This is a genomic window from Microbacterium sp. 22215, assembly GCF_052045655.1.
Taxonomy (GTDB): Bacteria; Actinomycetota; Actinomycetes; order Actinomycetales; family Microbacteriaceae; genus Microbacterium; species Microbacterium phyllosphaerae.
Genome location: NZ_JBQEPC010000003.1, coordinates 342,886 through 355,010, shown reverse-complemented (window position 1 = coordinate 355,010; position 12,125 = coordinate 342,886). Strand labels below are relative to the sequence as shown.

Annotated in this window: 10 protein-coding genes; 6 read left to right on the top strand and 4 right to left on the bottom strand. The window is 68.7% G+C overall.

Annotated features, from left to right (window positions below):
* Window positions 1-63 precede the first annotated feature (63 nt).
* Entirely contained in the window at window positions 64-960 is an 897-nt protein-coding gene (locus ACTJKH_RS07650; RefSeq protein WP_440736411.1) for an NAD(P)/FAD-dependent oxidoreductase, read from the bottom strand.
* Between the two features lie 61 nt (window positions 961-1,021).
* On the opposite strand from ACTJKH_RS07650, the gene ACTJKH_RS07645 reads away from it, so the two are divergent.
* From ACTJKH_RS07645 to ccsB, 5 genes are all read left to right on the top strand, one after another.
* Entirely contained in the window at window positions 1,022-1,426 is a 405-nt protein-coding gene (locus tag ACTJKH_RS07645) for a MerR family transcriptional regulator (protein WP_259160304.1), read from the top strand.
* Window positions 1,427-1,545: 119 nt separating this feature from the next.
* Window positions 1,546-2,199: a TlpA family protein disulfide reductase gene (locus tag ACTJKH_RS07640; RefSeq protein ID WP_440736410.1), complete on the top strand. Its 654-nt coding sequence runs from the start codon at window positions 1,546-1,548 to the stop codon at window positions 2,197-2,199.
* Window positions 2,200-2,215: 16 nt separating this feature from the next.
* Window positions 2,216-2,995 (top strand): cytochrome c biogenesis CcdA family protein, encoded by a 780-nt coding sequence (locus tag ACTJKH_RS07635; protein WP_440736409.1) that lies wholly within the window; start codon window positions 2,216-2,218, stop codon window positions 2,993-2,995.
* 28 nt (window positions 2,996-3,023) lie between these two features.
* Entirely contained in the window at window positions 3,024-4,850 is a 1,827-nt protein-coding gene (gene resB / locus ACTJKH_RS07630) for a cytochrome c biogenesis protein ResB (RefSeq protein WP_440736408.1), read from the top strand.
* Between the two features lie 4 nt (window positions 4,851-4,854).
* Window positions 4,855-5,850 (top strand): c-type cytochrome biogenesis protein CcsB, encoded by a 996-nt coding sequence (gene ccsB, locus ACTJKH_RS07625; RefSeq protein ID WP_440736407.1) that lies wholly within the window; start codon window positions 4,855-4,857, stop codon window positions 5,848-5,850.
* Window positions 5,851-5,865: 15 nt separating this feature from the next.
* Here the strand turns inward: ccsB and ACTJKH_RS07620 are convergent, their stop codons facing one another.
* The 3 genes from ACTJKH_RS07620 to ACTJKH_RS07610 form a co-directional block, all read right to left on the bottom strand.
* A complete protein-coding gene (locus tag ACTJKH_RS07620) occupies window positions 5,866-6,462 on the bottom strand; it encodes a 2'-5' RNA ligase family protein (RefSeq protein WP_440736406.1) in 597 nt (198 codons plus the stop codon).
* Between the two features lie 83 nt (window positions 6,463-6,545).
* Window positions 6,546-8,513, bottom strand: coding sequence for a YhgE/Pip domain-containing protein (locus tag ACTJKH_RS07615; protein ID WP_440736405.1), 1,968 nt, complete (start codon window positions 8,511-8,513; stop codon window positions 6,546-6,548).
* Entirely contained in the window at window positions 8,510-11,299 is a 2,790-nt protein-coding gene (locus tag ACTJKH_RS07610) for an MMPL family transporter (protein ID WP_440736404.1), read from the bottom strand. Before ACTJKH_RS07610 ends, ACTJKH_RS07615 begins: the two co-directional genes overlap by 4 nt.
* 121 nt (window positions 11,300-11,420) lie before the next feature.
* On the opposite strand from ACTJKH_RS07610, the gene ACTJKH_RS07605 reads away from it, so the two are divergent.
* Window positions 11,421-12,044: a TetR/AcrR family transcriptional regulator gene (locus ACTJKH_RS07605; protein WP_210097138.1), complete on the top strand. Its 624-nt coding sequence runs from the start codon at window positions 11,421-11,423 to the stop codon at window positions 12,042-12,044.
* Window positions 12,045-12,125 lie beyond the last annotated feature (81 nt).

The following is a 12,125-nucleotide window of genomic DNA, read 5'->3' as shown; positions in this document are numbered from 1 at the left end:
CGCACCTGGCAGATTCTGCTTCTCGATATTTGCCAAGTGCGCGATTCGAAGCATTTCAGGGGGTCAGGTCATCAGCGACTGGATGACCCCGACCGCCGCCATCTGACCTGCCGCGGCGGCCAGCAGTACGGAGGCCATCGGACCGGGCAGGGATGCGCGGTGCGCGAGGTCTCCCGCGGCGAAGATCCCAGGCAACGACGTGCGACCGAACTCGTCGATCTCGATCGATCCGGACGGCAGCATCTGCAGACCGAGCTGATCGGCGAACGGTGCGCGGTGCCGGAGGGAGGCGGCAGCGACGAAGACGCCGGCGACGGAGTGCTCAGTGGATGCCGTGGTGACGCGCAGGCCGTCGGCATCCGGGGCGACCGCGGTCACGGGCTCCGGGCTGACCCGCGCGCCCGACTCTTCGAGCGCCCGGGCTTCGTCGGCGGTGAAGGCGGCCTCGACGGGGAAGACGGTGATGTCCGAGACGATCCGGCCGAGGAGACCGATCAGGTGCTCGGCACGGGGAGCGGGTCCGAGGATGCCGATGGACCGGCCCGCGTGCTCGTGGCCGTCGCAGAACGGGCAGCTGAAGGCCTTCGTTCCCCACAGCTCCTGCAGTCCGTCGACGGACGGAAGATCGTCGGCGACGCCCGTGGCGAGGATCACGTGGCGCGCATCGAGGGCATCCCCGTCGGCGAGTGAGACGGTGTAGCCGCCCTCGGTCGCGGTGACGGTCCGGGCGCCGACGTCGCGGACCTCGACGTCGGAGTACTCGGCGAGCTGTGCCCTGGCCGTCGCACGGAACTCCGCGGGCGGAGTGCCGTCGTTCGCGACCACGTTGTGCATGTGCAGCACGGTGCCGTTGCGGTACTCGCCGGAGTCGAGCAGCAGTGTGCTCCGGTGCATCCGCCCGAGTGTGAGTGCCGCCTGCAGGCCGGCGGGGCCTGCGCCGATCACGATCGCGTCGTACATGTGGGGTCCTTCCGAGGGGGTCGCGCTTGCGTTCGTCCCCAGTCTGTGACTTCATGTCAACATGAAGTCAAGCGTCGAGAACCCCTGGTCCGTCGGTGAGGTCGCGGGCCGTTTCGAGCTGCCCACGAACGTGCTGCGCCATTGGGAGACCGTCGGGCTGCTCGCCCCTGCTCGCGATGCCGCCGGCCGACGCCGATACGGACAGGACGACGTCGTGCGCATCGCGGTGATCCAACGCAGCAAGGCGGCGGGCATGAGCCTCGAGCAGATCGCGGTGCTCCTCGACGACGGGAGCGCGGGGCGCCACGAGGTGCTGCAGCAGCATCTCGACGACCTCGACCGGCGGATGGAGGAGATGCGCCGATCTCGCGAGATGACCGAGCACGCGATGGGATGCCGCTCGCACGACATCGCCACCTGCCCTCGGTTCCGGGCGAGCGTGGCCGACGTGCTGGCGCGCCTCTGACCCTTTCGTTCGAATCGCGCATCTGACCCGAAATCTCATCGAAATGGGGTCATTCGCGCGATTCGAGAGGGCTGCGGCGCCCGGCCCACGCATAGGAACCCCTGCGTAAACTGGGAATCGTGCCACGCGTCTCGACGGTTCTTCCGATCCGCAGCGGCCGCTCCTCCCGCATCCGGCATTCTCGCCGCGCGGTCGGTGCCGCGCTCGCCGCGGTGCTCGCCATCGGTCTGAGCGCCTGCGCTCCCGATCCTGTGAACGACTCGTTCCTCAGCGGAGACAACCCGGGCTACGTGGCGGCAGACGGAGCGATCGTCGAGATCCCTGTCGCCGATCGTGGCGAGCCCGTCGGTGAGTTCGGCGGTGTCACCGAGGACGGCGAGGACTTCAGCAGCGCCGATCTCGAGGGCAAGGTCACGGTCGTCAACTTCTGGTACGCCGGATGCGCGCCGTGCCGCGTCGAGGCGAAGGATCTCGAGAGCGTATGGCAGGACCAGGGCGGCGACGACGTCGCCTTCCTCGGCATCAACACCCGCGATCAGGCCGACACCGCCAAGGCCTTCTCCGCCGAGTTCGGCGTGACCTACCCCAGCCTCATCGACGTCGACACCGCCGAGGCGAAGCTCGCGTTCGCGGCATCGGTCCCGATCCAGGCGACGCCGACCACGCTCGTGCTCGACAAGCAGGGTCGGGTCGCGGCCCGCATCATCGGACCCATCGACGGCACCTCGATCCTCTCGACGCTCGTCAAGGACGCGCTCGCGGAGGACTCGTGAGTCTCGCGGGAGCGGCGTGAACCCCGAAGCCATCATCGGATCGGGAGCCCTGTGGCTCGCGATCCCCGTCGCGATGCTCGCAGGCCTCGTGTCTTTCCTCTCGCCCTGTGTGCTGCCGCTGGTGCCCGGTTACCTCGGGTTCCTCGGGGGAGCTGTCACTCCGCGCCGTGCCGCGACCACCACGGACGGCACCGCCGTCGCGACGGTCGACGCCCCTCCTCGCAGCCGACTCGTGCTCGGCGTCCTCCTCTTCATCCTCGGGTTCAGCCTCGTGTTCGTGTCGCTGACGGCACTCGGCGGGCTCGCCAACGTCTTCCTCCTCCAGTGGGGTGAGATGATCACGCGCATCCTCGGCGGCGTGATCATCCTGATGGGGCTGGTCTTCCTCGGCCTGTTCGGCTTCGCCCAGCGCGAGCTGCGATTCCACGTCGATTCGAAGGCCGGCCTCATCGGCGCACCGTTGCTGGGAGTCGCTCTCGGCATCGGATGGGCGCCCTGCCTCGGGCCGACCCTCACGGCGATCTTCGCCCTCTCGTTCAACGCCGGCGACCCGGTGCGCGCCGGGTTCCTGGGCCTGGCGTACTCGCTCGGCCTCGGCATCCCGTTCCTGCTCGTCGCCCTCGGCTTCGGGTGGGCGACGAAGGCGATCGGTTTCCTGCGCCGTCACATCCGCGTGGTCAACGTCATCGGCGGCGTACTGCTGATCGTGCTCGGCCTGCTGATGGTGACCGGGCTCTGGACCGACATCATGTCGAGACTGACGGCGGTGATGAACAGTGTCGTCCTCCCGCTCTGATCAGAAGAAGACGCATCGGAAGGATGACGTGAGCAGCACTACCGACAGGTCCAGCGATCCGCTCCGACCGTCAGACCACGTCGACGGAGAAGAGTCGATCACCCAGCCGCGCCTCGGGTTCGTGGGCTGGCTGCGCTGGGGATGGCGTCAGCTGACCTCGATGCGCACCGCGCTGATCCTGCTCCTCGTGCTCGCGATCGCGGCGATCCCCGGCTCGATCTTCCCGCAGCGGATGGCCGACCCCAACGGCGTCACGCAGTGGGAGCGCGACAACCCCGATCTCTTCCCCGTGCTCGACGGGCTGAAGATGTTCGACGTCTACCTGTCGCCGTGGTTCTCGGCGATCTACCTGCTGCTGTTCGCCTCGCTGGTCGGCTGCGTCATCCCGCGCATCCGTCACCATGCCAAGGCCCTGCAGGCCCGACCTCCTCGCACCCCGGCGCGCCTGAAGCGGCTCGCCGACTTCCGTGCGGTCGAGCGCACCTCGACGGATGCTCCCGCTGACGCGGCCGCGTCGATCGACATCGCCCAGAAGCAGCTCAAGGCGCTCGGATACCGGGTCGAGCGCTACGACGACAAGCGGTCGTCGTCGGTCTCGGCAGAGCGCGGCTACTGGCGCGAGACCGGCAACCTGCTCTTCCACCTGGCTCTGGTCGGCGTACTGATCACGGTCGGCGTCGGCGGCGGCTTCGCCTACACGGGCCAGCGCGTGCTGGTCGAGGGCGAGACCTTCGCCAACACCCTGCTCGACTACGACTCGATGAACCGCGGACGTTTCGTCGGCGACGGTGCCCTCGCTCCGTACTCGATGCGTCTCGACAGCTTCGACGTCACGTACCAGCCGTTCGGCGAAGCCGGATCGGGGCAGGCGGGGAACTTCTCGGCCAACGTCACCGTCCAGGAGAACGGCGAGGAGCGCACCGGGGCGGTCAAGGTGAACGAGCCTCTGGCGGTGGCCGACGACAACGTGTTCCTGCTCGGCAACGGCTACGCGCCGACCATCACCGTGCGCGACCCCGACGGCGAGGTGGTGTTCACCAACAGCACCCCGTTCCTGCCACAGGACAACAACATGACCTCGCTCGGCGTCATCAAGATCCCCGATGGTCTGAGCGAGCAGGTCGGCCTGGTCGGGTTCTTCTACCCGACCACGGCAGTGCTCGACACGGGCGCCTTCTTCTCGGGCTTCCCCGAGCTGACGAACCCCACTCTCACGCTCGACGTGTACACGGGCGACCTCGGCATCAACGAGGGCATCCCGCGGTCGGTCTACGTGCTCGACACGACCGGCATGACCAAGGTCACCGGACGCACGACTGATCTCGAGTCGATCGAGCTGACACCCGGCCAGACCGCCGACCTGCCGAACGGCATGGGCACCGTCACCTTCGACGATGAGTCGCCGGCCGGGGCCACCGACGCCTCGCAGTCGGTCAAGCGCTTCGCGTCGCTGCAGATCCACCGCGACGCCTCCGGGCCGTGGGTGCTCGGCTTCGCGCTGCTCGCCCTCGGCGGCCTGATGCTCGCCCTCTTCATCCCTCGTCGCCGCGTGTGGGTCAAGGCGACGGCTGCCGACGGAGTCGTCTCGTTCGAGTACGCCGGTCTCGCCCGCGGCGAGGACCCGACGCTCGCATCGGCCGTCGACGATCTGGTGGCGGGTCACGCGCGACTGCTCGACGCCGCCGGGGTCACCGAGGCGATACCCGAGGACGAGGATGCCGACGAGTCCGCGGCCGCTGACGTCCCCGCCGCCGATGAGCCTGGCGCCGCTGAGACCGAGCCCGACGGCACTCCTGACACCGACTCCGAGGGCGATCCCGACCGCCCCGCATCCGACATCCCGAAAGTAGACTGACATCATGTTCGACCTCGAAGTGATCTCGCCGATCCTGCTGTGGACGGCGATCGCGATCTACGCGGCGGCCTTCGTGGCCTTCGCCTTCGACCTCGCCCGCCGGTCGCAGCTGTCGGCCGATGCGGCGAGCGTCCGCGAGTTCGAACTCGTCGGTGCCGGCGCCGGCGCCGGAGCACGAGCCCGCGGGGGCAAGGCGGCCAAGGGCGCCTCGACGGCATCCGACGCCGCACCGCAGCGTTTCGTGATGGCCCGGATCGGCACCTCGCTGACCGCTCTGGCCTTCGTCTTCCACCTCGCGGCCACGCTCACGCGTGGTTTCGCCGCCGGTCGTGTGCCCTGGGCCAACCTGTACGAATTCGCGATGATGGGCACGCTCCTGATCGTCGCGGTGTTCCTCGTGGTGCTGACGCGCGTCGATCTGCGCTTCCTCGGCACGTTCATCACCGGACTCGTCGTGATCCTGCTCGGGCTCGCCGCCACGAACTTCTACGTCGACGTCTCGCCGCTGATGGACCCTCTCAAGAGCGTGTGGCTCGTCATCCACGTCTTCGTCGCGTCGCTCGGCACCGCGTTCTTCGCACTCGCCTTCTCCCTGTCGGTGATCCAGCTGATGCAGTCCCGCCGTGAGCGTCTGATCTCCGAGGGCGCCGAGAAGACCGGGCCCGGGTTCCTCCGCACTTTCCCCGGCTCCGAGCGTCTCGAGAGCATGGCCTACCGGTTCACGATCATCGGGTTCATCCTCTGGACGTTCACGCTCATCGCCGGGTCCATCTGGGCCTACTACGCCTGGAGCCGCTTCTGGGGCTTCGACGTCAAGGAGACCTGGACGTTCGTGATCTGGGTTCTCTACGCCGGATACATCCACGCCCGTGCGACCCGTGGCTGGCGCGGCAACCCGTCAGCATGGCTCGCGATCGTCGGCTTCTCGGCCGTGATGTTCAACTTCACGATCGTGAACGTCTTCTTCAAGGGTCTGCACGCCTACTCGGGCCTGAGCTAGACCGCCCGAGCACGCTCAGCGGAACGAGCGCAGTCCGAACGGGATGACCTCGGCGTGCTCGACGCCGTCTTCGTACCAGACGAACTCCGCCTCGGAGATGGTCTCTGCGGGGCGCTTGCTGAGCGATCGGCGCGACTTGTGCGACAGCTCGGTCCAGGCTGCGACCGACAGGGTCTTCGCGTAGATCACCGAGAGGTGGAACGTCCAATCGGCGGTGCTGCGCTCGTCGAGACGACGGAAGTCGGTGGTCTCGAGTGCCGTGCTGAGGTTCGCATACGCGGACACGAGGGACGACGTGCGCGTGAGCCGCAGGATGACGGTCTGCCAGGGGGTCGGGAACACGTCGACCGCCTCCGCGATGACCTCGACGGGGCGCTGCGCCACCGCCCACTCACGGATCAGCGTGAGGAGCTCTTCACGTCGCTCCGGCTCGTAGAAGGCGCGCAGCGTGACGTGCTCGGTGTGCGGGTGCGGAGCATCCATCCGCCCGAGTGCAGATCGCTGTTCCGCTCGGTAGACGTCGGAGACGGCTCTGGTCGGGCGCAGCACGAGGTACTGCTGCCCTTCCAGCGATGCGAGCTGGGCGGGCGAGGACATGAACGGGCGGCGCATCTCCTGATCGTACGTGCGTCGACAGGTGCGCGCTGACCGTGGTGTCTCGAGCGGGTACGGAATCGGAGCCGAGGTCGGGATGCTCAGGCGGTCGCGAGGGCCGCTTTCGTCGAGGTCGTGCGCCGCAGCGTGACCGCCAGCGTCGTCGCGACGAGCGACAGCACGCCCCACACGATGAGTCCGGCGGCGGCGCCTCCGTTCGCGGCGATCAGCCCGGTGAAGGCCGGAGCAGTCGGCAACGCCGCACCGATGTCGGCGAGCCACCCGGGCACCGTCGAGATCAGGCCGGTCGCGATCGCGAGCACGCCGACGAGCGCGCTGATCCAGCGTCCGATGCCGCCGAACACCGCGACCAGGGCCTGGTTCACGGCAGCGAAGACGATACCCGCGAGCACCGCGATGCCGGCGAACGCCCACCAGGTGCCGGCGTCGTAGCTCGCCACGATCTGCACGATGAGAGAGACCAGCAGACCCTGGGCCGCACCGATCGCCGCGGCGGGCGCGAACGCGCGCAGCGCGAGTCCGGCCGACGAGCGGCGTGACGTCAGTGTGCGGGCGGTGTGGGCGCGCATCACGAGGAACGAGGCGAGAGCGCCGAACCACAGCACGACGGCGGCGAGGAGCGGGATCGCGGTGGGGCCGAAGATCGTCGTGCCGTCGGCGCCCTTCGACGCGACCGGGTCGGCGATGACAGACGCGAGCGAGGTCGACTCCGAGTCGCTGAACGAGGGGAGCGAATCGGATGCCGTGCGCAGCCCACCCGCGAGGTCGCCGGTTCCCGTGGCGAGGGTGTCGAGCCCTGTCGAGAGTTCCGTGGCGCCGGTCGCGAGTTCGGTCGCACCGCTGGAGAGCTGGTCGGCTCCCGTCGACAGCGCACGCGCACCGGCGGCGGACTGGTCCAGACCGTCCGAGGCGAGCTGCCTCAGACCATCGGCGAGCGTCGTCGCACCGGCACCGGCCTGGCGGAACTGCGATGCCAGTTGTGCCGTCGCCGTCTCGTCGAATTTGGTCAGTGCGAACACGGTTCCTGCAGCGGCCCCGGAGGCTCCGGTCGCAGTGGCGGTGAGAGTGTCGGCGTCGGCGCCCGCCGCGCCGAGCTGCGTGCAGAAGTCGGGGGTCGCCGCCGTGTCGCAGTCCGCGATCAGCTGTCTCAGTTGAGCGGACACATCCGTCGCCCCTGTCACGACCTGGCCGGCGGCTGCAGCGCTTCCGTTCGCGGCGCCGTACACGGGGGCGGCGACGAGTCCGTCGGCCTGGAGCGCCGCCGCACCGTCGGTCAGGCCCTGACCGAGAGTGGATGCGCCGCCGGCGGCATCGCGTGTCTTCGAAGCGAGGATGTCGAGACCGGATGCGAGCGACGAGGCTCCCGTTCCGAGTTCGGCGGCACCCGACGCCAGCTGTGTGGCCCCGTCCGGGATGGCTGCGGCGCCCGTCGCGGCATCCCGTGCTCCGCTGGCCAGCTTCACGGCTCCGTCCGCCGCGTCGCCGATCTGGTCGCCGATCGTCGTGAAGCCCACCAGGATGTTCTCGGTCGTCGCCTCCGAGAGAAGCGTGCCCATGCTCGAGGCCGCGACGTTCGCGATCTGGCTCGTGATGAGGTCGTCGGCGACGAGCCCGTCATCGGGGGTGGTGACCTTGATGGTCGCCTGCTCGGCGTCGCCACCGCCGTCCGAGATCGCCTGACCCGCGGAGGTCGCGGCTGCCGAAAAGTCCTCGGGGATCGTGATGACCGCCTGGTAGGAGCCGTCGGCGAGTCCCTCGGCAGCGTCATCCTCGTTCGAGATCACCCAGGTGAGGTTCGAGTCGAGGTCGTCCGAGCCCTCGACGAGACCAGAGGCGAGCTGGCGTCCGAGGGGGGTGAGCTGTCCGTCGATCTCGACGGGGTCGTCGAGGTTGACGATCGCAGCGGTCATCGAGTCGAGTCGCTCGGTCGGATTCTGCAACGCGGCGACCAGGATGCCGCCGACAGCCGCGGGCAGCAGCAGGATGCCGAGGATGGTCAGCCACGTGATGGGCTTGCGTGAGCGTGCGCGCTCGATGGGGAGGGTCATGCGGTCACCTCGGTCGATTCGGAGGATTCGTCGGCGCTGTGGGGCGCGGAAGAGAGTGCGGCGGGTGCGTCGATGTCGATCACGTCGGCGGGGCCACGCCCGGCGTCCGTGAGAACGTCGAGGGCGATCTCGGGAGTGAGCGCGGTCAGCAGCACCGCGGTCGAGCGGCGCGCATCGCGCAGGCGGGCGGCGAGCTGGTCGCGCTCGGAGGGCGCCAGGCGATCGATGCCGTCGATCACGACGAGGGCGGGGCGTCCTCGCAGAGCCTCGGACAGATCGGTCGACAGATCGCCCGCATCCGTGATCATCACCGCACCGACATGCGCGCGCACCCAGGCGGCGCGGCCGGGAAGCAGGTGGCCCGCTACCCGGAGGCGACCGTCGTCGGGTGTCGCGCGGCCTGCGATGCTCAGCGACAGGGCGCGCAGCGCGCCGGGTGAGGATCCGGTCAACACCGCGGCCGCACCCGGAGCGAGGCGGACGTGGAGCCCGTCGATGCCGGCATCCGCGATCGTCAGTTCGTCGGCCGCGACGACCGAGTCGTCTCCGGGCCACGCGGCCAGATGGCGCTCGCGCTCGACCGCCTCGCCCTCGATGTCGACGCTGGGCAGGATCTTCTCCAGCCACGCCGGGATCTCCCAGGCGCGCTCACCGAGGATCGCCATCAGTGCGGGGATGAGCGTCATCCGCACGAGGAACGCGTCGATCGCGATACCGGCGGCGAGGCCCAGCGCGATCGGCTTGAGCGACGAGTCGCCCTCGGGCACGAACGCCACGAACACCGCGAACATGATGAGTCCGGCTGCCGTCACGACCTTGGCCGATCCGGTGAAGCCGCTGCGCACGGCACGCAGAGCGGCGGCGCGACGGGTCGCCCGATCGGGGCTCTTCCCCTCGGGGTCGTGCACGAAGTCCTCTCGCATGCGCGACACGAGGAAGACCTGGTAGTCCATCGCGAGGCCGAACAGCACGCCCATCAGGATGATCGGCATGAAGCTGATGATCGGCCCGACCTTCGCGACGTGCAGGAGATCGGCGAACCAGCCCCACTCGAACACCGCACCGACGACGCCGAATCCGGCGACGATCGACAGCAGATAGCCGGCGGCTGCCGTGATCGGCACCCAGAGCGAGCGGAACACGATCGTGAGCAGCACGAGCGACAGGCCGATCACGAAGATGCCGAAGGGGAGCAGGGCGTTTCCGAGCTGGTCGGAGATGTCGATGCCCACGGCGGTGAATCCGGTGACCTTCAGGTCGATGCCGAACTCGTCGAGCCACTCGTCGTGGTGCGATCGCAGCTCCCGCACGAGATCCGCGGTCGCCGGGTCGTCTGCGGCCGTCTCGGGAATGATCTGCACGATGCCGGTGTCGGCCGTCTCGTTCGGGGTCGAGAGGGCGACCTCCTTCACGCCGTCGATCTCGGCCACTGCGTCGCCGAGATCGTCCATCAGGGTCACCGGATCGGTGGACGTGACGATCGTGCCGGTCAGGATCAGCGGGCCGTTGAAACCGGGGCCGAACTCCTCGCCGACGAGGTCGTAGCTCTGACGGGCCTCGGAGTCTTTGGGGAGTACGCCGGCGTTGGGCAGGGCGAGGTTCAGGCTCAGCGCCGGCACCGCGACGATGCCGAGACCGATGACCACGGCGAGAGAGACGAGGATCGGGCGCTTGGTCACTCCGGTCACCCAGCGCTCGCTGAAGCGGCGGCGAGGGGCGGGAGCAGGCTTCCCTTCCTTCGCCTTCGGTGCCTTCCGGGGGCGCCCTGCGACGCGACCCTTCATGAAGCCGAGCAGAGCAGGAGTGAGCGTCACCGCGATCGCGACGGCGACGGCGACGGCTGCCGACGCGGCGATGCCCATGGTCGTGAGGAACGGGATGCCGGCGAAGCCGAGGCCGATCAGGGCGATGAGCACCGTGACGCCGGCGAACACGACGGCCGAGCCTGCGGTGCCCACGGCGCGGGCCGTCGACTCCTCGGGGTCGACACCCTCGCGGACCTGATCCTGATGCCTGGCCATGATGAACAGCGCATAGTCGATGCCGACCGCGAGCCCGAGCATGAGCGCGAGCAGGGGTGTGGTCGACGAGACGGTGGCGAAGGCGGTGGCCGCGAAGATGCCGGCCATCGAGATGCCCACACCGAGGATGGCGGTGAGCAGCGGCAGCCCTGCGACGACGAACGAGCGGAACGTCACGATCAGCACGAGCAGGGCGATGAGAAGACCCACCGCCTCGGTGAGGGTGACTCCGGGGATCGACGTCGCGAAGAGGTCGCCGCCGAGCGCGGTCTGGGAGCCTGCGGGGAGCTCGTCGGCGAGATCGGAGACGACCGCCCGGAGGTCGTCCTGCGTCTTGTCCGACACGTCGCTCGCCTGGCCGTCGAACTGCATGCGGATGATCCCGGCGGTCTCGTCGTCGTTGATCATGCCGCTGACCATCTCATCGAACGGCGAGGTGGCCGAGAGCACGGAGTCGTCGAGATCGGCGAGCTCGGCGACGGCATCCTCGATGTCGTTCCGATAGGCGTCGTCGGTGATGGAGTCGCCGTCAGCCGCGACCACGATGATCTGCGCACTGGTTCCGCTGACCTGAGGGAACGATCGGTTGAGCTGCTCGAGACCGGCCTGGGACTCGGTTCCGGGGATCGAGAAGGAGTTGTCGGTGCCCGCTCCGAGCACGAGTGCGCCGGCTCCGGCGATGCCGAGCGCGAGGAGCCAGGAGACGAGGACGCGCCACGGGTGGCGGTACGACCAGCGGCCGAGCGAAGACAGGAGGGTGGACACGGAACTCCTCAGGGAATGCGGGCTGGATACACAGGTGTATCCAATACATAGATGTATCGTAAGGTGATCCGAGCCCCGGAGTCTGTGTACGGGGTGTGAGAATGAGAGGCAGGAGGATTCGATGACGACGCCCGCCACCCGCAGTCGCGAGAACACGCGAGCCAGGCTTCTGGATGCCGCAGCCCAGGTCTTCGCCGAGGTCGGCCTCGACGGAGCATCCGTCGAGGCGGTCTGCGACCGCGCCGGGTTCACGCGCGGCGCGTTCTATTCGAACTTCGAGTCGAAGGACGAGCTGTTCCTGATGCTCGCCGGGAGCGTCGCCGAGCAGCGCGTCAGTGCCGTGCGCGCCCGTGTCGAGGAGATCGCCGCGGACGGCGGTCTCTCCGAAGGATGCGACCCGGTCGAGCTGGTGCAGCAGATCATGGATGCCGGCGGCGACGACCGCCTCGGCGTGATGCTCATGAGCGAGATCCGCATCCGCGCTCTGCGGGACGCGCAGTTCGGCGCCGCCTACCTCGTGCAGGAGCGCGAGATGGTCTCGAGCATCGCGACGATCATCACCGACATCGTCTCGGTGAGCTCGCTCGAGCTGAAGGTTCCTGCTGAAGAGGCCGCGCGCATGCTCATGATCATCTGGGAGGGGATGACGGTTCGTGGCGCGATGGCCGGGCAGGACTCCGATCAGCTGCGCCACTCCGGCAGCGAGGAGCTGGGCAGGCTCGTGCAGCTGCTGCTCGCCGAGTGACCCGGGGCCCGCAGATGCATGCCGAGATCACACCTGCATGCCGAAAGGGCCCGTTTCGACCTGCATCCGTGTTCTCGGCAT